The following is a 24,271-nucleotide window of genomic DNA, read 5'->3' as shown; positions in this document are numbered from 1 at the left end:
CCGGGGTGAAGTGGGGCTTCATCCCGCCGACGAACACGAAGCCGGTGTATCTGATCTGCAACGCCGACGAATCCGAGCCCGGCACCTTCAAGGACCGCTACATCATGCACCAGGATCCGCATCAGCTGATCGAAGGCATGACGATCGCCTGCTTCGCCGTGGGTGCCAAATTGTCCTACATCTACGTGCGCGAAGAATTCCCCTACGCGGCGAAGATCCTCGAAAAGGCCATCGCTGAAGCGCACGAAAAGGGCTTCCTCGGCAAGAACATCCTCGGCTCCGGTTTCGACTGCGAGATCTACGTGCATCGCGGTGCCGGCGCCTACATCTGCGGCGAAGAGACCGGCCTCATCGAATCGCTCGAAGGCAAGCGCCCCTACCCGCGCATCAAGCCCCCGTATTTCCCTGCGGCGCTGGGCCTCTACATGAGCCCGACCATCGTGAACAACGTGGAATCCCTCTGCCATGTGAAGCACATCATCGAGATGGGCGGCGCGGAGTACGCCAAGCTCGGCACGCCGAACAACACCGGCACCCGCATCCTCTGCGTGAGCGGCGATGTGCAGAAGCCCGGCTACTACGAAGTGGAAGTGGGCAAGGTGACGATGGGCGAGGTCATCGACGTCCTCTGCGGTGGTCTGAAACCCGGCCGCAAACTCAAGGCGATCATCCCCGGCGGCAGCTCTTCCAAGGTGCTGCGTGCGGATGAAAAGTACAAGCTCCGTGACGGCCGCGAGATCGGCATCATGGACATCCCGATGGACTTCGACACCATGGCGCAGTGCGGCACCATGGCCGGCTCCGGCGGCGTCATCATCATGGACGACAGCCGCAGCATGACCTGGGTCATCAACAACCTGAACAACTTCTACGCGCACGAGTCCTGCGGCCAGTGCACCCCCTGCCGCGAAGGCAGCCTGTGGATGAAGAAGATCAGCGACCGCATCGTGGGCGGCGAAGCCAGCCCCGACGACGTGGACACCCTCGAAACCGTGGCCAACCAGATCGAAGGCAAGACCATCTGCGCCTTCGGCGAAGCCGCCTCCTGGCCGACGCAGAGCTTCATCAAGAAATTCCGCGACGAGCTCAAAGCCGACTGCAAACCTGATTTGACGGGCAAGATCGTCAATGAAGAGACGCTGGTGGCCGCTGCGGGGCTGGTGGGGTGAGTTCGCCCACGGACAAGGAAAAGCTGTGGAGTTTCAGACGGTGCATGATCGTTGTGATCATCGCCGTGCTGGCTTGGTTCTTTGTCGGTTACATCGGCAGAAAAAACTCAATCGAATATGGCCCATGGAACGGGACTTATTTCATGATGGGCGCGATGAAAGGGCTCATCACGCCCGAGTACGTGGCTTCAAAGATCGGTGCAACAAGCCCGCGTGATGAGGTGCTGCTGCGCACAGATTGGCAATTCGATGACGCCATGGTGAAGGAGATCAATATGCCGGGAAGCATCGCTACACCCAACAAAGATGGCTGGGGCTCGCTCTACTACATCATCTGCGACTTCAACAACGACGGCAAAGTGCCTAACCCCGAACTGCTGACCGTGCCACCAAAGCCGGGCGCAACGCAGAAGGAGCTCTCCGCACGCATGGTCATCTTCTCAGCCGGGAAGGATGGAGACCCGGCGACGTGGGAGGACAATCAGCCTCCCTATTTTACGAAGTAGCGCGCCGCAAGCCATGCGGCATCGGCGTTCATTCAGAACTCGACAGACCCCTGTCCTGTCAGCTAAAACGGCAACATGCAGGATGCCAATCCCTTCATCTCCCCGGCAGCCAAGAAAACCGGATGCCGATGTCTTCTGCTGGCGCTCGCCATCCTCATCGCAGGCGTGGCTGCTCTCACGGTATTTTTCCGCTATGCAGCTCAAGCCAAAAAGATTTACTGGCTGGACCGTTATGCAATAAGGGATCTTCGAATTTCGATCCCAGACTACAAGGTCGAATACCATCGCTTCCCCATTCTTGGAGACGTCCCGACGAGCCAGGACCTGGCCCTTCGTTCACGCGGCCCCATGCTGCCAGTCTTGCTCGGCAAAAACATCGAAGGACTCAATCCCAAGGAGATCAAATTCATGGGCCTGCCCCAGGCCGCAGAGCGCAAGTCTGGCCTCTGGCAAAATGGCGATGAATGGGTGCTCAGCGACCAGTGGGGCGAGCCCTTCTACCTCATCCTCGACACCAGCGGAGACGGCAAGATCGCCAATCCCGAATTCGGAGCGGAGCATCCCTACCCCAGATCCGCCCAGTCTCTTCAGCAGCATCCCCTTCCCGAAATGCTGCCAGTTGAGATCATCGTCTACTCCTCCGGCCCCGACCGCGATCCCAAGACGTGGTCTGACAACATCTGCTCCTGGCGCTCCGAGTAGCCGCCCCACTCCCGCCGAGGACGTCCACAGACGCCGCTCATGTCATGAAATCATATGTGATGGCAGGACAGACGCGGGCCGAAGGTCCGCAGGAGTCAGTCCAGGGCGCAGCGCAGCAAGGCCTGGGTCTGGTGAGAATGAACACCTTCACGCCGAAGGATGCGCTCTGATGGAGCGCGGGAGATGGAGCGCCGGGCCCCTGACGTCCTGGTATAGCGGTTTGCGAAACGGATTTCCGAAATGCCCCTTCCTGCCGCGCTGCTCCAGGGCTGGTAGGGATGCGTTGTGCGCGTCCCTTTTTTCGGGTCTGTGGCACCCGCAGGCGCCCCCAAAAGGTGCGCCGTCCTTGCCGCCTTCTGCAGCGTGATGGCAAAGGACGCTGCGGGAGGTGGAGCGCTGGGTGAGATGCGGTGCGCAGGGGCCGTGAGACAGCGCTGGGACGAAGGATTCCAGGGACGCGCACAACGCGTCCCTACCAGCCCTCAGGCATCATGCTCCTCCATGAGCCATCGGGCATTTCCAGACCTCCTTGCCGGAAATGAGTTTTGCGAATGGCTGTATCACCGGCCATTCTCCGAGTCTGCGCAGGCTCTCCCGCGCTCCTTCAGAGCGCATCCTTGGAAAGAAAACCATGGGACGTTCGGAATCCCAGGGCTTGTCGCTGCGCTCCGGCGCCCTGGGCTGACTCCGGCGGGCCTTCAGCCCTCGGGGGAAACCTCCATGCAGGCACCCGCAAGCTCAGCCTGACGCTTTGACTTTGGAAATGCGTCTGGAGAAACGTCGGCTTTGATTCAAGGCTCGACAGCGCAGGCCTCGCTGACATAAAACAACGCCATGAGCGCATCCACCACGGCCAGCCATGAAGCGCGGGGTTCGAAAAAAAACGACTGTCGCAGGTTCGCGATCATCCTCGGCCTCATGCTGGTGGCTTTGCCGGGGCTGACCTCGTGCATGAAGTTTATCCAAGGAAATACCAAATCACCCACGGCTGCGGCCATCAAACAATTGAAGTACGGCATCACTGCGTTTGAAATGGATTCCGCACACTTCCCCATCCCGAAATCCGACTGGCATGGTCCTGATGTCTCCCTCCGCACGCGCGGCCCCATCGTGCCGGCGCTTCTGGGGCAGGACCGCGCGCTCAACCCCAAAGACGTCAAATTCATCGACTTCCCCAACGCCGTGGCTCACAAAAACGGCCTCTGGCAGGATGGCGCGGAATGGGTGCTCAGCGATCGCTGGGGCGAACCCTACTACATCGTCCTCGACACCAACGACGATAAACAGGTTCCCAATCCAGAGTTTGGCGCGGAGCACCAGCCCCCGACGCTGCCACTGAAGGTACTCATCTACTCCTCCGGCCCCGACCGCGATCCCAAGACGTGGGAGGACAACGTCTGCTCATGGAGGCCCCACTAGCCGCCCCCGTCTGGAGTGCGGAGCGCCAGCGATCTCCAGCCCCCATTTGGAACTCGACAGGCGAAGCGAAACCGCCAAGAATGTCGAACTTGAGCGTGCTGGCAGGCTGGCACGCACCGCGTTTCCCAGCGCACCGCAGAAGCGCCAGTCCGCCCAAGAGCCGATACACCGTCATCCGCTATTCCATGATCCTGGCCGCTGTGACGAAGCCGCTGCTGGTCATGGCCATCTACCTGCGCCTCTCATCGAAGGTGGAGTCGGTCCATTGGCTGTTCGTCATCGCGGCATTGTTTTTCATCACGGTTCTCCCTTCCTTGCGCATTGATCCAGTCGAGGATGAAGAAGCCCGGCTGCGTGCCAACCGTGCCAGCTTTGTTCGGGCGCTCTGCGCCTACCTCATCGCGCGGTGGATTCTTGATCAGCCGGAGGCCGAGACCTTTCTCTCTGGCCTGGCGTCACGCCTGTGGGACTGGAGACCGGTGACTGCGTTGGCCGTTTTTTGCCTCATGCAATTTCGCACCGACATGCGGGCCGCCCTCCACTTCAAATTCAGCGATCTTTATCCTCACTTGAAGCGAGAACCGCAGCCTGAAGCTCCCTGATTCGGTTCCATCAAGCCCCCCTCACTCCGCCCGCCGGATCACGCGCACGGCGTACACTTTGGCGGTGAGTTCGGAGAGCTTCACGGGCTGCTTGTCATCCCGCAGGCGACCGTAGGACGGTCGTGGCGAAGCCCGCCCGTCCATCAGCGTACGGCAACGCACCATGGCGTGCGAACGTGCTCGCAGTCGGGCGGTTTGGCGCAGGAGACGGTAGTCGATGGACACGCGCTCGACGCCAAACACGACCGACCTACGCCCTGAGCCCGCTGCGCTCAGGCGCTCATCTACTCCTCCGGCCCGGATCGCGATGCCAAGACGTGGCAGGACAATGTGTGCTCGTGGCGGCCGCACTGAGCAGCCTCATGCCACGAGCAGTTAAAACGAGTCTGGGGATCCATTGAATCTTCGCGAGAAGACAGGCAACGGCCGTTATCATTGCTGGGAGCGCCGATGTCCACATCGGCTCTGGCGAGCGTCCCTGCGCCATCGCCACGGAAACAAGCTCACGGGCCTCACGCTGCCTGCCCGTGCGGCGGAGCCGTGCCCAGAGCCGATAAAATATCGGCGCTCCCAGTACGGAATGCCTGCCATGCATACGATGGGTGTGGCGACAGCCCGGTTTATCCTTCGAAGCACGCAGTGCGAAGAATGGACCCGTCTGTGAGCGTTCGGCAACGCCCCCTGGCGCACGAACGTCCTCGCAGTCGGGCGGTTTGGCGCAGGGGACGGTAGTCGATGGACACGCGCTCGACGCCAAACACGACCGACCTACGCCCTGAGCCCGCTGCGCTCAGGCGCTTGGTATCACTCCGCCCGCCGGATCACGCGGACGGCATACACCTTGGCGGTGAGTTCGGAGAGCTTCACGGGCTGCTTGTCATCCCGCAGGGGATCGCGGGCGAGGTAGTCCAGACCGTCTTTGCCGACGATGACGCACCAGTGCTGGATGCCGCCGAGGAGGAAATATTTCACCACGGGGTAGGCGCCTGCTTCCAGGGCGGCGTCCATCACGGCATGGCTGGCGGCGGGGTGGTAATCGGCGGCGAGCTTTTTGTCGGTCACGCGGGGGAGGGCGTTCCACACCACCCAGCCCTGCGGCAGGAAGCCGTCGGCTTTTTTCAGGCGCGCGTTGAGTTCCTTGGGCGTGAGCTGCACGCCGAGGTCTGAGCAGGCCATGGCAACGCTGGAGACGAGGCAGCCGTGGCTGCCCAGCGTGCCGGTGGAGGTGCCGAGCTGATCCGCTGCCCAGCGCTGATCCTTTTGCAGGTGCGTCTTGCCATCATCCGGCAGGCGGATGTGCAAGGGTTTGCCGCCCGTGGAGGGAATGGCGGGAGACAGGCGTGCCCAGCAGGTACGCAGCATCACACAACTGGTCGCCACGATCACCAGTGCAAGCAGCCCGATGAAGGCGTAGCGGCGCATGGAGTGGGCTTAGTGGGCCTTCTTTTCGCCGTGTTCGGCAGGCTTCGCGTGGGCGTCAGCGCCGTGACCTTCGTCGTGCGCCTTGTGCATGCCTTCGTGCAGCACCTGGGTTTCCTTCCAGGAGTGCTTTCCACAGGAAGTGGAGGCGAGGACGAGGGCGGCGGCGCAGAGGATGAAAGAGGCGGTTTTCATGTGGGATCGGGGTGCGCCATCCTATCGGAAGAGGCCCGTCGTGCAAATGACAATTCGCGTTCGGTGGGCATCCTGCGGCAGTTCCCCAAAAGTGCCCCTGGGCGTTCTGGCCGGCTAAGAATCGGCCTCGCCGGGCGTTTCCTCTTCAGCACGCCCTCCCAGTTCGTTCACGCGGCCTGTAAATTCATCTTGTCGGAAGTGCTGGCCGACGTGTATATACATGTAACTCAACAGTTTTTCTTGAAATGAATCCGTCGCAGCCTGGTAACCCGCAGAATCCTCAGAATCCGCAGCAGCCACCCCCTCCCGGTGTCACGCAGCCGCTGCCGCAGGGGTATCCCCAAGGTTATCCGCCGCAGGGCTACCCGCCGCAGATGCCAGGCTATCCGCCAGGATACCCGATGCCGCAGGGCTACCCGCCGCAGATGCCGGGCTATCCGCAGGGCTACCCCGCGCCGCAGGGTTATCCACCGCAGATGCCGGGTTATCCGCCGGGCTACCCGATGCCGCAGGGCTATCCGCCGCAGATGCCGGGCTATCCGCCGGGCTACATGCCGCAGATGCCCATGCCGGCCATGATGCCGCCGCCCGTGCCTTCCACCGGTGCCGTTCCCACCGCCGCGCCCGCAGCAGCCCCGGCCCCCAAGCCCGCCAGCGCCGCCGTGCCTGTAGCGATGCCTGTGCCTGCCGCCGTCGCGATGCCGGTGCCTGCCGCCGTGGCACCCGCCATGCCTGCGCCTTCCGGTGCTCCCGTGATGCCCGCCCCGAGCGTGGCTGTGGCCGTGGCAGCCGCCGCTCCGACCGATGACGACGGTGAAGCCGCCGCCGCTGAGGTCGTTCCTGAGCACGTCGAAGGCCAGATCTATCACCCGCCCGCACTCACCCACATCGAGGTGGCCAAGCCGCCGAACAAGTTTGTGCAGCTCTGGCTGAAGGCCGGTGCGAGCTCGCTGCTCCTCAGTATTTTGATTCACGCCGGTCTCGGCGTGCTGGCGCTGTTCATCGTTTTCCAGAGCGGTGTGATGGACAAGCAGGTGGACTTCCTGCCCGGTGGCGGCACGGCGCAGGGCGCGCAGGCCAGCGCGGATCTGCAGCACAAGGTGCAGCAGAAGAAGCGCAGCAGCATCAACAAGACCATGCCGATGAAGAAGCTCGTGAGCGCGAGCACGAATTCGGCCATCAGCCTGCCTGAGGCACCGCCGGACTCTCTGGACATGCCGGACGTCAGCGCAATGATGGGCGGTGGCGCTCTGGGTGCTTCCGGTGGTTTCGGCATGGCCGGAGCCGGCGGCGGCTTTGGCAAAGGTATGGGGATGGGAGCCGCAGGCGGTTTCGTGACCCTGCCGCCCTCCATGCGCAGCCGCTGCTCCACGCAGGAACGACTTGAAAAGCTGCGTCAAAACGGCGGCTCTCCCGAGTGTGAGGCCGCTGTGAGCGCCTCCCTCGAATGGCTCAAGACCAAGCAGAACCCCGACGGCTCCTGGGGCAAAAACAGCAAGTGTGCCTTCACCGGCCTGGCGCTGCTGTGCTATCTGGGCCGCTGCGAAACGCCGGAGTCCCCCTTCTACGGTGACAACGTCACCAAAGCCATCATGTTCCTCATTGAGGCCCAGAAGAAGCACAAAAACAAACTCTTCAGCCAGTCGGAAAAAGGCAACGCCCCCGTTTACGAGCACGGCATCGCCACCTACGCCCTGGGCGAAATGTACACGCTGGCCCGTCTCGGCAGCAAGAGCCTTCCCGGCATGCGCGAAGCCTTCGAACAAGGCGTGAAGATCATCATCGACAACCAGCAGGACAGCGGAAGCTGGGTCTACGACGGCGAGACCGGTTTCTATGCCGGCAAAAAAAGCCGCGAAGACTTGTCCGTGGCCGGCTGGCAGTTCCAGGCGCTCAAGGCCGCCAAGAACTCCGGGCTCAAGATTGATGGGCTGCACAGCTCCATCACCAAGCTGACCAAATACCTCGAAGACAAGCAGACCAAGGATGGCGGCTTCGGCGGCGCGAACCGTGACGCGCATTACAATCAGTGGAGCCTCTCCGGCGTGGGCATCCTCGGCCTCCAGACCATGGCCAAGGGCAAGACCACGCCCATCAAGAAGGGCATCAAATTCCTCACCGATTTCCTTACCGCCGAGCCCTTGGACTGGAACAAAAACTGCAACCTCTACTGCTGGTACTACTACACCCAGGCCTTCTTCCAGCAGGGCGGCGAAGACTGGAAATTCTACAACCAGCAGTTTCTCCCGCAGATCCTCGGCGCCCAGCAGCCCGACGGCTCCTTCAAGCGCGGCCGGCCCAACTGGCCCTCCGGAGATGCCGCCGACGAGATCTACCGCCAGTGCCTCTGCACGCTGCAGCTCGAAGTGTACTACCGCTACCTCAAGGTGGGCGACCGCGAAGAAGCCAACTTCTTCGATAAGTAGGGGCAGGGTAAGGCGGCTGGTCTCCAAGCCGCCGCCCAGCGCCCACCCCCACGAGCGCGGCGCAAAGAAGAGGCAGATCATCCAGTTCCGCCCCGTCCTCGTGGCCTTGGCGGAGAGTGGGGCACGCGTGTGTTTATGGTGACAAAAGGTGCCAGGCATGAATGGCACTCGGTTAAGGGCATGGATCGTGGATTACAGAATCCAGCGGACGCTGGCAGCGGCGGAGGGACGGTGAGGACGCTGCTGGTGGACGCGGGTACAAAGAAGACGCAGGGTTTGCTGCCCGGATTGTTCGGCCATATCCCAGGGGAGCACTCGCCTGAGGCTCGGCCCCCCTGGGCTGAATGACGCAGCCCCTTTGGGGCTGATGTGTGGACGGCGTGATGAGTGGCTTGTGGCGTTCAAGAAGGGGCGAAACAGGCACGAAACCCCGCCTTAACCGAGTGCCATTCATGCCAGGCATGAATGGCATTCGGTTATATAGCATTTTAAATTATATTATAGCCTAATGGGGCGGCGGCGGTGGACGCGGATTTGATGGGTGTGGCGGAGCGCCGCACAGGGGACTGTGCGGACCACTTTGCTGTCGCCCTCGCGATAGCTTTGGGTTTTTCAACCCAGATGAGGCCACATTTTTATTTAAAATGCTCTAGCGTTTTCCAAAACTGATTTCCGGAAAGCGAGCGTGGAGACGCTCTCGGCGGCGGCTTGAGGACAATCCGCCCTACCTCGCGCGGGGCGCTCGCATGCCCAGTGCTGGTAGGGCTGGCTGTCCTCAGCCAGCCGCCGTCGAAGCCCATGATCATCGATCAAGAAACAGCCTGCTAAACGGAAATGAGTTTTGCGAACCGCTATAACCCCGGTCCCCCTCTGCCAAACAACCGTCAACCATCGTCAACAACGTCCAGCCACCGTCAACTCTACCTCGGCCTTTTCCCCCCAATCCCCGCAAGGCCCCTCACCGAGTTCAAAGACTCATGCACCCTCCTCACAAAGGCATTCTCAGCGACCGGCCTCTGATTCTGAATCAGCGTCTAATCAGCGGTTAAAAACTCCGCTCTTCCGCCCATCCATTCCCTCGCCAATCTCCCTCTCACCGCGGCCTGCCCACCACGATTCCGGCGTGGCTCTTTACTGAGTTCAGGTACTCATGGATTGTCTTGTCCACGACGACTTTCTTGTAGGTCGCTGAGGCATGCATAAAATGGCAGGCGCCGTCTGCGGTGCGCAGGGCGAGGCCGACGTGGGAGCAGTAGACATGCGGGCGGTTGGTGACGATGCCGATGATGTCGCCGCTTTGAATCTGCGGCTCACAGGCGGCCACCTGGGCTTTGGGAATGTAATCAAACGGCACCTGCTCCAGGCGCGCCTCCATCTGCCTCAACTGGGGCACCAGCGCGGGATTGGCCCGGAGGTAGCGGTAGAGCTTGGGATTGAGCGACATCTCGTCGTTGCCACGTTCCGTCAGCCTCACGACCGGCCCGACGGCACGCGTCACATTGCGGATGTTTCCGCGCGCGGCGTTGTCGGTGTACCACTCATCCAGGTAATGGATGCGGTCGAGGTAGTTGCCCCGGCACACTCCGCCGCGATAGCGTGTCTGCTCGATCTGCCGCAGCAGATCGCCCGGGGAGTAGGAGCTCTGCCGCTTGCCAATCATCCGCGCCAGCCCGAGGGAGATCTCAAAAAAGGTCCAGCAGTCCAGCCCGGTGAAATTGGCCGATGGCGACTCAATGTGGTCGTCAATCTCCAGGGTCCAGCCCACATATTTGATGCCCCGCAGCGCCTGCCCGAACTGCGCCACGCGTGCGCCCATCGGCAGGGCGGCCCAGTTTTCCGCCATGGCCTGCGCCACCACCTGCTGAAATTTTTCCACCCCTCTGAAGGTGACTGACTGCGGCAGAAACTCGGCAGCGCGGAGCAGGGAGGCTCCTCCACTCAGAAGGCCCCAGGACAAGAAGTGGCGGCGTGTCAGCATGGCAGCATCAATAGCGATTTTCCGCCATCCCCAAAGCCTCTTCTCCCGCAGCACAGGCATTCAGCCACTGGGCCTCATCCACCAGGCCAAACTGCCTGGGCACCAGACGGCACAGCTCCACGAGCTGCCGGTCCAGCTCCCGCGCAAAGGACTCGATGGCCTGCGCATACCGCCTGCGCCGCAGCGGCTGCTCCGCCGCCTGCAGGCAGGATTGCAGATGCGCCTCCTGCATGAACGGCTCCAGCCCATAGCCGAGCATGGTGATCGCGCGGTCAGAGCTGGTATCCATGAGCAGCATCACCAGCCGGTTCTCACCGCCTTTTTCCACCGCGCTCGAAAGACTGCCACGGTTGAAGAGCCAGAAGGCATAGGGCAGCAGCGGCGCCTGGGGCGGCACCTCGGTGAGCACTGCGGCGATGCGCAGCTGGGGAAAGCGCCGCTCCACCTCCGCGATCACATGGGCGGCACGCCTCATTGAAAAAGTCCCCAGCACGCCCGTCATGTCCGCAATCGGGCGCTGCAAGGCCGGTGCAATGCCAAAGGTGCGGTCCGCCACCTCCAGAGAAAACCCGCACTGCCTGCAGGCAGCATCGGTTTCAATCGCAGGGGTTCGGCAGGCAGGGCAGCGCACCCTTTCAATGTACCACCTGCCGCCGCCTTTGTGCAATGATCATTCCTTGCCACTGCGCCGCCTCAGCGCCCAGCGCATGATCCCGCGCGGCATCAGGCGGAACACCCGGCCGGCAATCGAGACCCCCACTCCCGGAAACACGCAGGCCCGCCCCGCCTGCAGCGCCCCGAGTGCCTCACGCACCACCTGGGAAGGCGGGATGCGCAGCAAAGCCTGCCCATCCCGGTTCGTGTCCCCATCGTCCGCCCGCTTCGCCGTCTGGCTGAAGTTCGTCGGTGTCGGCCCCGGGCAGACACAGCTCACGGTGATGCCCCTGGGGGCCAGCTCGATGGCCAGCGCCTCCGAAAAACTGGTCACGTAGGCCTTGCTCGCCGCATAGACCGCGAGGTCCGGCATCGGCAGCGTGCTGGCCAGCGAGCTCACATTCAAGATTCCCCCCGGGGTCTGGAGCTGCGGCAGCAGCGCATGCGTGAGCAGCGTGAGCGCGGTGATGTTGAGCTCGATCTGCGTCCGCGTTTTTTCCACCGAGGAACTCGCGAAGCTGCCGTAATCACCCATCCCGGCGTTGTTGATGAGGAGGTTGGGCTTCACTCCATGGGCGGCGAGGAAGGCGCTGACTTCATCACGCCCCGCATCCGTTGACAAATCAGCCACACAGCAAAGCAGCCGCGCCGGGGTGGCGGACAGCTCTTGTTTCACCTTTTCCAGAGCCTCCGCCCTGCGCGCCACGAGCACCAGCGCCTCCGCCACCGGGGCGAGCTGCCGGGCAAACTCCGCCCCCAGTCCGGAAGAGGCACCGGTGATGACTGCGCGGCACTGGGGGAGGGAAAAACCTTTGGGCATGGGGAAGGAATAGCCAGGAGGCCCCCCGCCTTCAACCCGCATTCCGCTGAATGCCAGGAGGCTGCCGCGCCTCATTGAACGCCATGCTGCCCCCGAAAAGACCTGGACACGAGACCTGCCCAACGGCCAGCGGGGAGTTTCGGACCTGAATGGATGGTTAAAAACTGGCTCAAGCAATGCTTATATCAATTTACAGTAATTATAAATAATGCTAAATTTACAAAAACGCATGCCAAAAGTCACACTCCATCGCGCTGAGAAGGGGAAACTTGCGAAGCAAAACACGCAGGGAGGGGCTTCATGTACTCGATAGTTGGCAGCAAGAATGGCGATCTGCACCAAGTCGAGGAGGAGCGTACCGCACGACTTTACCGCATTTCCCAACGTCGCAATCACATCCTGACGGACCGCCTGTTTGCCAAGTTGATGGTGATGCAATGGCTGGGCGGGATCGTGATCGCCGTGTGGATTTCCCCCGTGGCGTGGAATGGTTCCAACATCCAGCCGCTGTGGCATGTCTGGGCGGCGCTCTTTCTAGGGGGGGCGATCAGCGCCGCGCCGGTGCTGCTGGCGTGGCGGCGCCCCGGACGGGTGGTCACCCGCCATGTCATCGCAGTGTCGCAGATTCTCACCTCGGCGCTGCTGATCCACCTCACCCAGTGGCGGTGGCTGGAGTACGTGGGCTGGGTGCTGATCGAAAATGTGTTCCTGATGATCTCGATTCAGCAAAATCTGACCGAGACGCTGGAAGTGGCCAAACGGCGCAGCAGGCTGGAGAGCATCAATGCGCAGATTGAAAACCAGGTGATCCAACGCACGGCGGAACTGACCGAGGCGCACAAGCAGCTCGTCAAGACATCGCGCCAGGCCGGCATGGCGGAGGTGGCCACGAATGTCCTGCACAACGTGGGCAACGTGCTCAACAGCGTGAATGTGTCTGCGGAGACCGTGGCTGGAAAAATCCGGCACTTCAGGATCGCGAGTCTGAAGAATGTGGCGCAGCTGCTGAGAGAGAATGAGCACCAGCTGCCGAATTTTCTCACGCAGGACCCCCGAGGGCGGGAGCTGCCCGGCTATCTGGTGCAGCTGGCGGACAACCTTGCAGAACCGCAGAAAGCGATCCTGGATGAGGTGAAGCATCTGCAGAACAACATCGAGCACATCAAGCAGATCGTGTCCATGCAGCAAAGCCATGCACGCGTGGCGGGTGTGCTGGAAAAGCTGGACGTGGTGGAAATCATCGAAGATGCCATCAACATGAGCAGCAGCAGTTTTTCCCGCCATGGCGTGTCTCTGGTGCGGGAGTTTGAGGCGGTGCCGTTCATCATGCTGGACCGGCACAAGGTGATGCCGGTTTTGGTGAATCTTTTGAGCAATGCCACGCAGGCGCTTGCCCAGCAGGAGAATGCCAGAGAATTGAAGGTGAAGGTCAGGCTGAACGGCGCAGACACCATTCAGATCAAGGTCATCGACAATGGCGGCGGCATCGCACCCGAGAATCTGACCCGGATTTTTCAACACGGATTCACCACCAAAAAAGACGGCCACGGATTCGGCCTGCACAGCGGCGCACTGGCGGCGCGTGAGATGGGCGGAAAGCTGACGGCCGAGAGCGACGGCGTCGGCTGCGGGGCTGTCTTTACCCTGGAACTTCCTTTGTCGAACTCAACCAAATCCTATGATGAACCCAACGACCGATAATCTCAACCGCCGCATCCTTGTCATTGATGACAACCAGGCCATCCATGAAGATTTTCGGAAGATCCTTGGCGAGTCTGATTCTGAAGATGCCAGGCTGCAGGCGGCTGAGGCCCGGATTTTCGGCGCTCCAGCGGCCATGCTCTTTGAGATCGACACCGCCTCCCAGGGAGAGGACGGGCTGAAAATGGTGGAGAAGGCGCTGGCGGAGGGCCGCCCCTATGCCATGGCGTTTGTGGATGTCCGCATGCCGCCAGGGTGGGACGGCATCGAAACGACGCAACGCATCTGGCAGGTCTGCCCGGATCTGCAGGTGGTCATCTGCACGGCCTTTTCGGACTGCTCATGGAATGAGATGCAGGAGCAGCTCAATCCGCTGGACCGGCTGATGGTGCTGAAGAAGCCATTCGACACCATTGAGATCCTGCAGATGGCCAACGCGCTGACGCAAAAGTGGCTGAAGCTGCAGGAATCGAAGGTCGAGTTTGGCGATCTGCACCACATGGTAAGTGAACGCACCCGCGAACTGGAGGAGTCCCAGGCAGCTGCCGTGAGCATGATGGCGGATGCCGTGCGTCATCGTGAAAAAGCTGAGCAGGCCTACGAGGAGCTGAAACGGGAGATGGCAGAGCGGCGCATGCTTGAAGAAAAATTCCGCGAGCAGGCATCCCTCCTCGACAAAGCGCAGGACGCCATCCTCGCGCATGATCTTGAGCAGCGCATCACCTACTGGAACAAAGGCGCGGAGCGGCTGTATGGCTGGAGCGCGCAGGAGGTGGTGGGCCGCCCGCTGGCGCAGCTCCTCTACAAAGATCCGGAGGCGTTTTACCGGGCCAGCGAGCAGGTGATACAGACAGGGGAATGGGTCGGGGAGCTGCACCAGATCGGCAAAGACGGCCGAGGTCTGGTGATCGTGGGACACTGGACTCTGGTGAGGGATGCCGCAGGCGAGGCCAAATCAGTGCTCGCCATCAACACCGACATTACCGGCCGCAAACAGACGGATGAAGCGCTGAAAATGCAGGGGCGGGTGCTGGAGAGCATGGCCGAAGGGGTGACCGTCTGCGATGAAGACGGGATCATTGTGTTCAGCAATGACTCCTGCAACACCATGTTTGGCTACAACAGCGGAGAGCTCATCGGCCAGCACTACTCAGTCATCCGAAGCCTGCCGCAGGATGAAGGCCGGCGTGCCATGGACGAACTCTTCGGCGTGCTGCGTGAGAAGGGGGCCTGGATGGGGGAGATGAACTCGCGGAAAAAAGACGGCACCCCGTTCATCACGCGCTCGCGCATCAGCGTGCTGGAAATGGATGGCGTGAGATCGTTCGTCGCCGTGGTGGAGGACATCACGGAGAAGAAAAACATGGAGGCGAAATTCCTGCGATCCCAGCGCATGGAAAGTGTCGGACGTCTGTCCAGCGGCATCGCCCACGACATGAACAACATCCTGACGCCCATCTTCATCTCCTCCTTCATGCTGCGCCGCAAGCTGCCGCCGGAGGACTTTGAAAAAATGCTCGGGAACATCGAGACCAACGCCCAGCGCGGCGCGGATCTCATCAAGCAGCTGCTCACGGTGAACTGTGACATGAGCGGCCAGCGCCACGTGGTGGAGACCAGCCGGCTGGCCTCGGACATGATGAAGATCATGTCCGGCACCTTCCCCAAGAACATCACCCTTTCGGCCAGCACCCCCGAAGACGTCTGGCCTGTGATTGGTGATCCGACCCAGCTCCATCAGGTGCTGCTCAATCTGTGCGTCAACGCGCGTGATGCCATGCCTGCGGGCGGCGTCCTTTCACTCAGCACGGAAAACATCCGGCTGGATGAAAACTTTGCAGCCATGAACGTGGATGCCATGCCCGGCCCGTATGTGGTGATCCGTGTTTCCGACACGGGAGAAGGCATCCCTGCCGAGGTCATCGACAAGATTTTTGATCCCTTCTTCACCACCAAGGAAACAGGCAAGGGCACAGGGCTGGGGCTTTCCACCGTGATGGGCATCGTCAAAAGCCACCAGGGCTTCGTCAATCTGCGCAGCCGCGTCTCAATGGGCAGCGTGTTTGAGATTTACCTGCCAGCCGCGCCGGATGCGGTGGCGGACAGCAGTGCCGCACCCGCCATGCAGGCACCGCGCGGCCAGGGAGAGCTGATCCTCGTGGTGGATGACGAGGAGGTCATCCGCGAAGTCGTGCAGAAGACGTTGTGCGCGCACGGGTATCGTGTCATCACGGCAGGGGACGGCACGGAGGCCATCGCGCAGTTTTCGCAGAACCGCGGGGAGGTCAAAGCCGTGCTCACGGACATCATGATGCCCTTCATGGATGGCGTCACGCTTTCACGCACCCTGAAGAAGATGGACCCCACCATCCAGATCATCGCCACCAGCGGCATGGGCAGCGCGAAAGGCCGGCAGGACAAGGCCGCAGCGCTGGCGTCGCTGCAGATCAACACGTTCCTGAACAAGCCGTACTCGGCCAACGAAATCCTCACCGCCATCGGCGAGCTGCTTGCTTCCGAACGTTCATCCCTGCCCTCTTCAGAGCTGGGGCTGGTGGCCTGAGTTTGGTGAAGAGAGCCGGAAGGCTGACCAAGGAATCCACGGAAGACACGGAAGCCAGAGTCTGGTTCGTCTTCCGTGTCTTGCGTGGTTGATCCCATCTCATCTGACGGGATGCAAATCCGTGTTTTCCAGGCTCTCTATTGAGGCTAAGAGTGCGCCGCATGACCCTCAATCAGCTCTCCCAGCAGGCAGCCTTCACCACCAAGGACGGCAGCACCATCCGCAGCATCCTGGACCGGACCAACGCGCCCGTGCAGAACCAGAGCCTCGCCGAGGCCACCGTGCCCGTGGGCCGGCCCACGGAGCGCCACTACCACAAGCTCAGCGAAGAGTTTTACTTCATCCTCGAAGGGCAGGGGACCATGGAGATCGACGGGGAAACCCGCCATGTGGGACCCGGTGATGCCATTCTGATTCCACCCGGCGCCTGGCACCAGATCACGGCCTCTCAGACGCTGCGTTTTCTCTGCTGCTGCGCGCCGCCGTATGCGCATGAGGATACCTATTTTGCCAATTTGTGATTTCTTGATAGCTGGGAAGCTGGACGAGGTTGAATTCGATCTCGCCGTCTCCGATGACGATGGTTCTGACCATCAATTCGGCCACGCGGCGCTTTTCCTCCAGGGTCATTTCCGGCCAGCGAGTATGCAGGTCGATTGCCTCCGTGACCATCTGTTCACTTGAAAGGTTGTCGATTTTGAGAACATCAATCTCCGCCTGGAGGCGGACGAGTTCTTCGTCGAGCTGGCCGCGCTGGACACTGAGGGGCTGGTTGAACTTCTTGAAGTCCTCCGCCCCGATGTTGCCATCCAAATAGAGCCGGAGCATGCGTTCGGTGTCCAGGGTTAGCTTCTCGGCCTCCATTTGCCGTTTATCGAGGAGGGCTTGTTTTTCGGTAAGAGCGCTGCCCGCCTTTTTGAGATAGGATTGGACGTTCTCAGGCTTCACGAGATAGCCTTTGACCTCCTCCATGAAAATCTCCTCCAAGTCCTGGCAGCCGATGCTGTTGCGGCACTTCTGGCAGGTGTATTTGGGGGTGCGCATGGGGACATACATTTTGGCTCCACAGTGACAGGCCACAAAGCCGCTGAAGATGTGCGCGGGCAGTTTGGCAGGCCTCCGCTCGCGTTTCATGTAGCGAGCGTCCAGGCAGGCGTTGCACCGCTCCCAAAGCTCGGCGGAGACGATGGCCTCCACTTCATTGAAGATGTGCTCGCTCTCCGGCTTTATGACGAGCTTTTTACCACCTTGAGTATTGGAGGTGTAGTTTCGGCGGTGGATGCCCTTGGGTGTGGGGTCGCGGAGCTGGAAGCGCACGGCGGTATCCGACCACTTTTTGTTGTTCCGGGTGCGGTAGCCTCGGGTGTTCAGCATCCGGGCCACGGCCTTGATGCGCTTGTGCTCATCAAAAAGTTCATAGATCAACCGGCGAACGGGAGCCTCCTCAGGATGCACCGCGAGCTTTTTATCCTTCCACATGTAGCCGTAGGGGGCTTTGCCGCTGAGGGGCTTGCCCATCTTGGCGCGGACGAGAACCGAGCTTTTGATGCGGTCGGCGATCTCCTCGCGCTCCCATTGGGCCATGCAGCCCACCAGATTGAAAAACAGCCGCCCGGTGGGTGAACTGGTGTCGATGCTCTCGCTGAGAGAAACGAGGTCTGCCTGGTGGACTTGGAAGAAGTCGCTGAATTCCATCAGCTCCTTCGCATTGCGGGTCAGGCGGGCGAGCTTGGAAAACACGAGCGCCTGGATGTGTCCGCGCTTCACATCTTTCATCATGCGCTTGGCTTCGGGGTGATCGACGACGCTGCGACCGCTGACACCGGCGAGATCGTAGATTTCCATGACCTTCCAGCCTCGGGAGTTCGCATACATCTCAGCCCGGACGCGGTGGTGCTCGGGACTGTCTCCCTCAGCTTGTTCTTCGCTGGAAACACGAATCCAAATGCCTACGCGCTTGCTGTCGCCTTCGCTAAATGGCAAAGTCTTGGTCATATGTTGCCCTTAGCATCCAGCGGTTGATTTTCAAGTTGAGGCACCGCCTTTCTTCACCCGCTTCTTCGTTTTTCCGCGTCGCAGGTTCTCCGCCATGGTGGCGGCCATTTCCTTCTCCAATCGGGGCAGGTCTTCGATAGGCGCTGGGATGGAGTTGGTTCTGACTTTCCATCCTTTCACCATCTTCGGCTTGCCCTCGGTGGCTGGTTCAGGGGGACTCGGGTTGCCTTTGGGCGACACGCTTGCGAGAAAGGTGTCGAATTCATCCTTCTGGAGGCAGAGCACTTTTTCCTGTTGTTCGGGTGAGAGCAGGCTGGCAATGGCGGCACTGAGCCGCCGATGCTTTTCCGGTTCGACGGTCAGAACGAGCACCTTCTGAACTCCTGCTCGGAGGCACTTCGTAATGTTCTTCATCTCGTATTCGAGCGTGTTGGTCACGGAAACCTCGCAGGCGATGCTCACACCATCGCGCTCGATATACAGATCAACGGTGTCCTGTGAGTCGGGTAGCTGCCGCTCAATGGTCGCTCGAAAACCGCGAGCTTCTGCGAGTCGTTTGAACTCTGCCTGGGCAGCCCTGTGGATGTCGCCTCCACGCCCCAATTCCTCAAGATCGGCTTTCAGCGTGGTGGCTCCATACTGTGGCTGTTCGGCTTGGGTTTCTGATGCAACCTCGACTGGCTCTTCTTTCGCAGGGATCGGCGGCGGAATGACCGGAGGCTCCACAGGCTCAGGAGCCGGAGTGGGTGGCGGCTCGAAGATCTTCTTTCCTTTGCTGGGCATCGTCTCGGCCAAATCAGCCAGGCGTTTGCGTTCTTTGGCCTCGATTTCGCTGCGAGCTACGGCGTAGCGCAAGCGTGAGCGGGTGATGACTTCCTGCTGGCGTTCTTCACTTCCTGGCTCTGCCGATAAGTCAGCCGGGACACTCAGGTTAAAGTCCTGGTCGCTGCGTTCCACCCGAATGATGGCTTCGCCAACAGCCAGCGATTGAAGCGCCTCTGGTTCAAAGTGCGCAAATCCCTTTGCCAGCTCACGAGCATCAGAGTCGCCGACCCGGAACACCACCCGAGTCCCTGCATTCGCTAGAACCGCACTGGCAACGGCATCATTCCTTCCGAGTTGAGCCAGTTCTTGGTGCGCCAAAACGAGGGCGAGACGATACTTGCGGGCACCGGACAGGATTTCAGCCATTGAGGGCGTGATGAAGTTCTGAAACTCATCGACATAGAGGGTGAAGAGTCGCCGCTGACTTTCGGCCATTCGCTGGCGTGCCATCGCCGCCTGCTGAATCTTCGAGACGATCAATGATCCAAGCAGGTAACTGTTTTCAGCACCCATCAGACCTTGGGGGAGCTTCACGAGCAGGATTTTCCCCGAGTCCATGATCTCGGCGATGTCGAGTTTCGCGTCCCGCTGCCCAACCATATAGCGGATCGGCTTGGGGGAGAGGAAGGTCTGCAAGCGAGTCAAGACAGGCCCGATGGATTTGCTGCCTCCGAGCTGCGGGAAACCTTTCCTCCAGTAATACACCACATCAGCATCCTGGACGCTTTCGAGGACGCTGGCTCGAAAGTCGGGTTCCAGCAAAAAGCGCTGCACGTCCGCCAATGTTCCGCCTTCGGGGCGCTCCAAGAAGGCCAGGATCGCATTTCGCAGGACAACCGTCATCTGATCACCCCAACTCGTGCTCAGCCGTTGAAACACACTGACCAAATCCGACGCGAGCAGTGTCTTTTCATAATCAGCCTTGGCGCTCAAGATGTTAAACCCGACGCTGAACTCCTCATCACCTGCGTCGATCAACACCACATCATCCAAACGACTTTCCGGCACGATGGAAAGGAGGCGATCCACCAAATCACCATGCGGATCGAGCAATGCAAAGCCCTGGCCTGACTCCATGTCTTGCCGAATCAGATTCGCCAGGAATGTAGTCTTTCCGGTGCCAGTGCCACCGATGGCATGAAGGTGTCTGACTCGCTGTTCCGGCGTCAGATAGACCTCCTGCCGTCGCCCGGCATGAACATTCCATCCTATAAGCAGGCCGCTTGAGGTATCGGACGCATAAGCTCTCGTCTGCCCGGAATCTTGTCGGAGCCGCTTCGAGAGGCTGCGGTCATCCGGGAGTCTAATGAGGGAGAGCAACTCCTCCTGAGAGAGCACCATTCCCCAGCGATGCGATTGCCTCCGCAGGATGTCTGCCTCCTGCGCTTCGGAGGCGTAGTCATTCATCGCCAGCGGAACGAGATGGTTGCCGCCTGGCCGCGAGAGCGCATTGAGGGCTGCTACCAAAGGAGCGAGCAACGCCCACGCTCGATTGCCATCTTCCGCGCAGGTAACCAGTCGCAACACCACGGCATACAGCGGACTACTTGCCTTCGTGGCAGCTTCACGAGCAAGGTCGGGCCTGTTCTTGAAGACGGGCACTCCATCAGACTTTGTGGAAACTTGCACCATGCCATCTGCCCAAGGCGCGGCGACCGGCTCAAAAATGACCTGGAACAGAGCCATTTCGCCCTCTGCCAGGGAAGACATGCCAGCGATCAAGCCTGACAGCATCTCTGTCTTGCCGGTCTCGATGGAGAGCAGGAAATCACGTCCAAGACCGATCTCCGCAGCAGCATAGCTGGTGCCTGTTTGCTCCCATGCCTGAACAAGCTGGGCATCTCCAGCTCGGGGCGACCATTCAGAAAAATGTGCTTCGCACTGCGCTTTGACAAAGGGTTCGTCCTTCGCGCTGCATACCCATTGAAAGCCTATTTCGCGATGATCGGCCAAAACCTCAAAGGCCACCGGATCGCCACAACTCCGGCACATGCGAAGGAAGGACTCGGCATGATCTCGCTTCGGATGCGAAGCCCTGGGAAAAGTCAGCGCGATCTCAGAGCACCCCTCCCGACTCCAGGTGGAGATTTCATTTTCGGAATCCGTGTCGTCTGCCTCCGCATCAGGAGTCGCAGGAGGATTGAGCAAACGCCCCGCCTTTTTCAGCAACCTCTCTGCAAACGAGGCTTTCCGCACATCATCCGCAGCCGATGAACTTTGAAAATGATAACCTCGGAACGGCTGAAAAGGTGGTTCCAACGCCACGGGTTCCTGATGCACGAACCAGCCGCGTCCCCGCAGCTCCCACTGCAAATACTGCGCTGAGAGCTGTTCGTGTGGCGTTATCATGCGCTCGTTCGTATCGGAGCCTGCACCATCCGTGCGAGCAGCGGATGAAGGTCTGGCCTGGTTTCAATGAACTCCACTTTTTCGATGCCTTCCGAAGCCGTGATCTCCTTGATCTTGTCCTGGATGACCCGCTCCATCATTTCGGCATACATGAGTCGCGTGTCGTGGCGGAAAAAGGTCTCCTTGCGAAACAGTGCCTCATAAACACGACCGAAAACTGGCACCGTCAGAAGCCAGGCATCGAAATCTTCAAAACCAAGTGTCAGCGTATTGCGCAGCAGCAGTGCGAAGCCAATCGCAGTCATTCCGATGGTGATCCCGCCCCAAAGCATTCCGAACAAGGCGATGTAGCCGAAAACAAGAGCTGTCAGCAGCCCGGCGACGATCAACAACTGCAATCCAGGAAACGGAGCGGGAATTTCACAAAAGCGGTAGGAAAAAAACCACGACGTTCCAAACGGGGCGGAACACAGATCAAACGTCAGCCGCTCTCGCCTCATGCGGAGGTAGTCTCGTTTGGATGAAAGGAGGCCGCCTTCTCGGTAATCGAGCCGCATCAACTCAAGGCCCGGCACCTTCCGGGTGTTCAGCTCATGTTCGATGCTCTGGTAAAAAGCATCCGTGGAGGTTTCAAACCCGTCAATCAGCGCGTAGGTCGGCTGCTTGAGTTCTTCCGGCTTTCGTTTTTTCCAGAGGCCAAACATGGTGGGTAAGTGGGTTGAGAGTTCACTTGGCGTCTTTGAATTTCGACATCAATTTCGCAGTTTCTTTCTCCGGGTCTGCTCCCAGCGCTTCAAATAGATCAAAAGCCTCGATCATGTCCACTCTTCGTTCACCCAGCTCGATTCGCGCCACCATCCCATGCTCACGTCCGAGCGCTTGCGAAAGGTCGCGTTGGGTCATGCCTGCTTTCGTCCTGAGCGAACGAATGTGCTCGCAAAAGATCTTGGATCGCTGGCCGTGTAGGGTCTTATTCACCCACAGCTTTTGCCAGAAAATCGGCTTGCCTCCAAAATGAGAGCAATTATAATGCTCCCGAAACACAACCCCTCACACACGCCATGACCTTCCTTCGACGCATCGGCCCTGACCCCCACGCCAACGGTCAAAGCACCCCGGCTTTGGAAAACTGTCCCGACATTTGGGAACTCGCTGACGGAGATTTTGCCATCATTGGCATCGACATGACGGATGCTGCCAAACCGCTGCTGCCCGCCACGGCTGGCTGCGGACCCGATGAGAGAATCGTCCGCGTTCCCCGCCGCATCTTGGTGGATGCGAAAGGGGATATTCCCGCCAAGGCCTGACGACTGGCATCAAGCACGGTCTTTATGATATGATGGGCGCAATATGCCCGGCTTCATATCGTGGATGGGTAATCATGCGTTCGACCTCCTCTCGGCTGTTGGAATTATTTCCAGCTTGGCTTTTACGGCTGCCAGCTATCGAGAAAACACCAAATCGAGACGACTTTCCAACCTCGTCAGACTGACAGAACAACACCGGGACATTTGGGACGAAAGTCAGGGAAACCCCAAGCTCGCCCGAGTTCGTGATCCTCTGGCTGATCTTTATACAAAGCCGGTGACTCCTGAGGAAAGTCAGTTTGTCATGCTGCTCCTGTTCCACCTGCACTGCTGGTATCGGGCGATTCAAGGTGGCGAAGTGAAAGTTCTGGAAGGACTTGAAATGGACATCAAAAACTTCTTGGGCAGACCCGTCCCAAGATTTGTATGGGAACAACGGAAAGCCTATTTTGATCCCGACTTCCGCATGTTTGTCGATCAAGTCATCTCTGCTGCCTAGAAAGGACGACTCGGGATTCCCAATTGCGAGGCAAAGTATTGCCCGAACCGGCGGTGAAGCTCTTCTTTTAATATGACAGGTAAGCCAGGGCACTTCTGGCCAAGCAGCTTTGCAAAAAACTTGTCGAAGTCCGTCCAGATCATCAATTGCTGGGCCAAAGCAATCAAAGGTTGCACACGCTGGATCATGGCTCCCCATATCGCTTTACCGGGGAGTTTTTCTGCGGCCTCAAAAGTTTGAATGCATGAAGGAGAGAAGATCGCGTCTCTGTTCTCAGAAGGGCTCACGGAACGCAAGGGGTCAACCAGATAGCAAAACGACAGCTTTTCGGGAATTGGAGTGGAGCTGAGTCTGATCGGATGAATGATCGTCGCATATAGCTGGCAGTGCGCCCACACACCCTTTTCGTCCGACCACACGGCGAGCAAGTGATCGACCGGCCCAATTCGTGGAGTGAGAATGGGTGGTTCTGTTCCCCAACGAATAAAATCCTCCATGATACCTGTCCTGTGAAGAATGAAATCCCGGACAGGATTAAAGCATTCACGGAGAGCAATTTCCGGCGCTTTAACACCAAGGAGATTGAAAGCAGATTTGGTAATTGCTCGCAATGCTTCGATTCCGCCCATTTTCACCTGGAAGTGCAGTGGTGAATCAACGGCGGTCTGGCTGATTGTTGACTGCTCTCGGATGTAGCGGGCAAAATCCTCTCGGCTGAGTTGGATACCTGGAACCAGCGCAGAAGCCTGTTTGAACATCTCGGCGGCGGCCCATTCGATTTGATTTACATCACGAAGCTCCGCATGAATTCGTGCTGTGCCTGGGTCTTCATGCGGCTCGACCTTAACAAATGGTTTTGTGAGGGAAAAATCTCCCCCGGAAGCCACTGTGTATTGCCGTCCCTCTGCATCAGGTATGTTTTTCAGGTCAGGTGCTGGGCCGTGATCTCCATCGGCACCTAGCAGCACTCTGAACTCCTGAACCGTGTCAGCAAGAGCCTTGTCGATTCCCGCGAACAAGGCGTTGGCTTCAGGAGAGCAGAAGGCGCTGCTTTTCCATCTTGCTCCAAGGCAAGCCTGAAGGATGTGCTCGCGGGTAGATGGAATGAACGGCTTCTTGAAGTAAACGCAGTTTTCGGTCAT

23 protein-coding genes are annotated in these 24,271 nt (G+C 59.7%); 12 read left to right on the top strand and 11 right to left on the bottom strand.

What is annotated here, in order from left to right; genetic code table 11:
- From nuoF to ACILSL_RS04465, 6 genes are all read left to right on the top strand, one after another.
- Positions 1 to 1,169, top strand: a 1,169-nt coding sequence (gene nuoF / locus ACILSL_RS04490) for an NADH-quinone oxidoreductase subunit NuoF (RefSeq protein WP_395730801.1), incomplete at its 5' end; no start/stop codon positions are given.
- Positions 1,170 to 1,213: 44 nt separating this feature from the next.
- Positions 1,214 to 1,675: a hypothetical protein gene (locus ACILSL_RS04485; RefSeq protein ID WP_395730800.1), complete on the top strand. Its 462-nt coding sequence runs from the start codon at positions 1,214 to 1,216 to the stop codon at positions 1,673 to 1,675.
- 75 nt (positions 1,676 to 1,750) lie between these two features.
- Complete coding sequence (locus tag ACILSL_RS04480; protein WP_395730799.1) at positions 1,751 to 2,377, top strand: hypothetical protein; 627 nt, start codon at positions 1,751 to 1,753, stop codon at positions 2,375 to 2,377.
- Between the two features lie 44 nt (positions 2,378 to 2,421).
- Positions 2,422 to 2,547, top strand: coding sequence for a hypothetical protein (locus ACILSL_RS04475; RefSeq protein ID WP_395730798.1), 126 nt, complete (start codon positions 2,422 to 2,424; stop codon positions 2,545 to 2,547).
- Positions 2,548 to 3,211: 664 nt separating this feature from the next.
- The gene (locus ACILSL_RS04470) at positions 3,212 to 3,796 is read left to right on the top strand and encodes a hypothetical protein (protein WP_395730797.1); all 585 of its coding nucleotides are present in this window, start codon (positions 3,212 to 3,214) and stop codon (positions 3,794 to 3,796) included.
- Positions 3,797 to 3,876: 80 nt separating this feature from the next.
- Positions 3,877 to 4,398, top strand: coding sequence for a hypothetical protein (locus ACILSL_RS04465; RefSeq protein ID WP_395730796.1), 522 nt, complete (start codon positions 3,877 to 3,879; stop codon positions 4,396 to 4,398).
- 21 nt (positions 4,399 to 4,419) lie between these two features.
- Here the strand turns inward: ACILSL_RS04465 and ACILSL_RS04460 are convergent, their stop codons facing one another.
- From ACILSL_RS04460 to ACILSL_RS04450, 3 genes are all read right to left on the bottom strand, one after another.
- Positions 4,420 to 4,563 carry a hypothetical protein gene (locus ACILSL_RS04460; RefSeq protein WP_395730795.1) on the bottom strand — a complete coding sequence of 48 codons (144 nt, stop codon included), beginning with the start codon at positions 4,561 to 4,563 and terminating at the stop codon, positions 4,420 to 4,422.
- Positions 4,564 to 5,202: 639 nt separating this feature from the next.
- Positions 5,203 to 5,820: a hypothetical protein gene (locus ACILSL_RS04455; protein WP_395730794.1), complete on the bottom strand. Its 618-nt coding sequence runs from the start codon at positions 5,818 to 5,820 to the stop codon at positions 5,203 to 5,205.
- A 9-nt stretch (positions 5,821 to 5,829) separates the two neighbouring features.
- On the bottom strand, positions 5,830 to 6,012 hold the full coding sequence (locus tag ACILSL_RS04450; protein WP_395730793.1) for a hypothetical protein: 183 nt from the start codon (positions 6,010 to 6,012) through the stop codon (positions 5,830 to 5,832).
- Positions 6,013 to 6,257: 245 nt separating this feature from the next.
- Between ACILSL_RS04450 and ACILSL_RS04445 the strand changes: the two genes are divergently transcribed.
- Positions 6,258 to 8,438, top strand: a complete 2,181-nt coding sequence (locus tag ACILSL_RS04445) for a prenyltransferase/squalene oxidase repeat-containing protein (RefSeq protein ID WP_395730792.1) — start codon at positions 6,258 to 6,260, stop codon at positions 8,436 to 8,438.
- 1,093 nt (positions 8,439 to 9,531) lie between these two features.
- Here the strand turns inward: ACILSL_RS04445 and ACILSL_RS04440 are convergent.
- The 3 genes from ACILSL_RS04440 to ACILSL_RS04430 form a co-directional block, all read right to left on the bottom strand.
- Positions 9,532 to 10,416 carry an N-acetylmuramoyl-L-alanine amidase-like domain-containing protein gene (locus ACILSL_RS04440; RefSeq protein WP_395730791.1) on the bottom strand — a complete coding sequence of 295 codons (885 nt, stop codon included), beginning with the start codon at positions 10,414 to 10,416 and terminating at the stop codon, positions 9,532 to 9,534.
- 7 nt (positions 10,417 to 10,423) lie between these two features.
- The gene (locus ACILSL_RS04435) at positions 10,424 to 10,972 is read right to left on the bottom strand and encodes a TPM domain-containing protein (protein WP_395730790.1); all 549 of its coding nucleotides are present in this window, start codon (positions 10,970 to 10,972) and stop codon (positions 10,424 to 10,426) included.
- Between the two features lie 114 nt (positions 10,973 to 11,086).
- Complete coding sequence (locus tag ACILSL_RS04430; protein WP_395730789.1) at positions 11,087 to 11,890, bottom strand: SDR family NAD(P)-dependent oxidoreductase; 804 nt, start codon at positions 11,888 to 11,890, stop codon at positions 11,087 to 11,089.
- 300 nt (positions 11,891 to 12,190) lie between these two features.
- Here ACILSL_RS04430 and ACILSL_RS04425 point away from each other — a divergent pair, with 300 nt between their 5' ends.
- The 3 genes from ACILSL_RS04425 to ACILSL_RS04415 all read left to right on the top strand — a co-directional run bounded on the left by ACILSL_RS04425 (position 12,191) and on the right by ACILSL_RS04415 (position 16,675).
- A complete protein-coding gene (locus tag ACILSL_RS04425; RefSeq protein WP_395730788.1) occupies positions 12,191 to 13,591 on the top strand; it encodes a sensor histidine kinase in 1,401 nt (466 codons plus the stop codon).
- On the top strand, positions 13,569 to 16,154 hold the full coding sequence (locus ACILSL_RS04420) for a PAS domain S-box protein (RefSeq protein WP_395730787.1): 2,586 nt from the start codon (positions 13,569 to 13,571) through the stop codon (positions 16,152 to 16,154). Before ACILSL_RS04425 ends, ACILSL_RS04420 begins: the two co-directional genes overlap by 23 nt.
- 161 nt (positions 16,155 to 16,315) lie before the next feature.
- Positions 16,316 to 16,675: a cupin domain-containing protein gene (locus ACILSL_RS04415; RefSeq protein ID WP_395730786.1), complete on the top strand. Its 360-nt coding sequence runs from the start codon at positions 16,316 to 16,318 to the stop codon at positions 16,673 to 16,675.
- On the opposite strand, the gene ACILSL_RS04410 is transcribed toward ACILSL_RS04415, so the two are convergent.
- Genes ACILSL_RS04410 through ACILSL_RS04395 form a run of 4 tightly spaced genes read right to left on the bottom strand, consistent with a single transcriptional unit; the run spans position 16,593 to position 22,301 of the window.
- Positions 16,593 to 18,149, bottom strand: coding sequence for a recombinase family protein (locus tag ACILSL_RS04410; protein WP_395730785.1), 1,557 nt, complete (start codon positions 18,147 to 18,149; stop codon positions 16,593 to 16,595). The genes ACILSL_RS04415 and ACILSL_RS04410 overlap by 83 nt on opposite strands.
- Positions 18,150 to 18,179: 30 nt before the next feature.
- Positions 18,180 to 21,323, bottom strand: coding sequence for a type IV secretory system conjugative DNA transfer family protein (locus ACILSL_RS04405; RefSeq protein ID WP_395730784.1), 3,144 nt, complete (start codon positions 21,321 to 21,323; stop codon positions 18,180 to 18,182).
- Positions 21,320 to 22,027 carry a hypothetical protein gene (locus tag ACILSL_RS04400; RefSeq protein WP_395730783.1) on the bottom strand — a complete coding sequence of 236 codons (708 nt, stop codon included), beginning with the start codon at positions 22,025 to 22,027 and terminating at the stop codon, positions 21,320 to 21,322. The genes ACILSL_RS04405 and ACILSL_RS04400 overlap by 4 nt, the downstream gene beginning before the upstream one ends.
- A 22-nt stretch (positions 22,028 to 22,049) precedes the next feature.
- Positions 22,050 to 22,301 (bottom strand): helix-turn-helix domain-containing protein, encoded by a 252-nt coding sequence (locus tag ACILSL_RS04395; protein ID WP_395730803.1) that lies wholly within the window; start codon positions 22,299 to 22,301, stop codon positions 22,050 to 22,052.
- An 83-nt stretch (positions 22,302 to 22,384) separates the two neighbouring features.
- Between ACILSL_RS04395 and ACILSL_RS04390 the strand changes: the two genes are divergently transcribed.
- Together ACILSL_RS04390 and ACILSL_RS04385 are read left to right on the top strand one after the other, a co-directional pair.
- A complete protein-coding gene (locus ACILSL_RS04390; protein WP_395730782.1) occupies positions 22,385 to 22,630 on the top strand; it encodes a hypothetical protein in 246 nt (81 codons plus the stop codon).
- A 43-nt stretch (positions 22,631 to 22,673) separates the two neighbouring features.
- On the top strand, positions 22,674 to 23,129 hold the full coding sequence (locus ACILSL_RS04385; protein WP_395730781.1) for a hypothetical protein: 456 nt from the start codon (positions 22,674 to 22,676) through the stop codon (positions 23,127 to 23,129).
- On the opposite strand, the gene ACILSL_RS04380 is transcribed toward ACILSL_RS04385, so the two are convergent.
- A complete protein-coding gene (locus ACILSL_RS04380) occupies positions 23,126 to 24,271 on the bottom strand; it encodes a hypothetical protein (protein WP_395730780.1) in 1,146 nt (381 codons plus the stop codon). The genes ACILSL_RS04385 and ACILSL_RS04380 overlap by 4 nt on opposite strands.

Source organism: Prosthecobacter sp., from assembly GCF_044222345.1.
Lineage (GTDB): Bacteria > Verrucomicrobiota > Verrucomicrobiia > Verrucomicrobiales > Verrucomicrobiaceae > Prosthecobacter.
This window is presented reverse-complemented; position numbering and strand designations above follow the sequence as displayed.

What these genes read in the sequence shown, in the direction of transcription:
- ACILSL_RS04465 (WP_395730796.1), top strand. Translation starts at nt 3,877, where the DNA reads ATGTCGAACTTGAGCGTGCTGGCAGGCTGGCACGCACCGCGTTTCCCA.
- ACILSL_RS04480 (WP_395730799.1), top strand. Translation starts at nt 1,751, where the DNA reads ATGCAGGATGCCAATCCCTTCATCTCCCCGGCAGCCAAGAAAACCGGA.
- ACILSL_RS04380 (WP_395730780.1), bottom strand. Translation starts at nt 24,271, where the DNA reads ATGACCGAAAACTGCGTTTACTTCAAGAAGCCGTTCATTCCATCTACC.
- ACILSL_RS04405 (WP_395730784.1), bottom strand. Translation starts at nt 21,323, where the DNA reads ATGATAACGCCACACGAACAGCTCTCAGCGCAGTATTTGCAGTGGGAG.
- ACILSL_RS04475 (WP_395730798.1), top strand. Translation starts at nt 2,422, where the DNA reads ATGAAATCATATGTGATGGCAGGACAGACGCGGGCCGAAGGTCCGCAG.
- ACILSL_RS04485 (WP_395730800.1), top strand. Translation starts at nt 1,214, where the DNA reads ATGATCGTTGTGATCATCGCCGTGCTGGCTTGGTTCTTTGTCGGTTAC.
- ACILSL_RS04425 (WP_395730788.1), top strand. Translation starts at nt 12,191, where the DNA reads ATGTACTCGATAGTTGGCAGCAAGAATGGCGATCTGCACCAAGTCGAG.
- ACILSL_RS04470 (WP_395730797.1), top strand. Translation starts at nt 3,212, where the DNA reads ATGAGCGCATCCACCACGGCCAGCCATGAAGCGCGGGGTTCGAAAAAA.
- ACILSL_RS04415 (WP_395730786.1), top strand. Translation starts at nt 16,316, where the DNA reads ATGACCCTCAATCAGCTCTCCCAGCAGGCAGCCTTCACCACCAAGGAC.
- ACILSL_RS04420 (WP_395730787.1), top strand. Translation starts at nt 13,569, where the DNA reads ATGATGAACCCAACGACCGATAATCTCAACCGCCGCATCCTTGTCATT.
- ACILSL_RS04450 (WP_395730793.1), bottom strand. Translation starts at nt 6,012, where the DNA reads ATGAAAACCGCCTCTTTCATCCTCTGCGCCGCCGCCCTCGTCCTCGCC.
- ACILSL_RS04460 (WP_395730795.1), bottom strand. Translation starts at nt 4,563, where the DNA reads ATGGTGCGTTGCCGTACGCTGATGGACGGGCGGGCTTCGCCACGACCG.
- ACILSL_RS04385 (WP_395730781.1), top strand. Translation starts at nt 22,674, where the DNA reads ATGCCCGGCTTCATATCGTGGATGGGTAATCATGCGTTCGACCTCCTC.
- ACILSL_RS04400 (WP_395730783.1), bottom strand. Translation starts at nt 22,027, where the DNA reads ATGTTTGGCCTCTGGAAAAAACGAAAGCCGGAAGAACTCAAGCAGCCG.
- ACILSL_RS04445 (WP_395730792.1), top strand. Translation starts at nt 6,258, where the DNA reads ATGAATCCGTCGCAGCCTGGTAACCCGCAGAATCCTCAGAATCCGCAG.
- ACILSL_RS04410 (WP_395730785.1), bottom strand. Translation starts at nt 18,149, where the DNA reads ATGACCAAGACTTTGCCATTTAGCGAAGGCGACAGCAAGCGCGTAGGC.
- ACILSL_RS04440 (WP_395730791.1), bottom strand. Translation starts at nt 10,416, where the DNA reads ATGCTGACACGCCGCCACTTCTTGTCCTGGGGCCTTCTGAGTGGAGGA.
- ACILSL_RS04455 (WP_395730794.1), bottom strand. Translation starts at nt 5,820, where the DNA reads ATGCGCCGCTACGCCTTCATCGGGCTGCTTGCACTGGTGATCGTGGCG.
- ACILSL_RS04430 (WP_395730789.1), bottom strand. Translation starts at nt 11,890, where the DNA reads ATGCCCAAAGGTTTTTCCCTCCCCCAGTGCCGCGCAGTCATCACCGGT.
- ACILSL_RS04390 (WP_395730782.1), top strand. Translation starts at nt 22,385, where the DNA reads ATGACCTTCCTTCGACGCATCGGCCCTGACCCCCACGCCAACGGTCAA.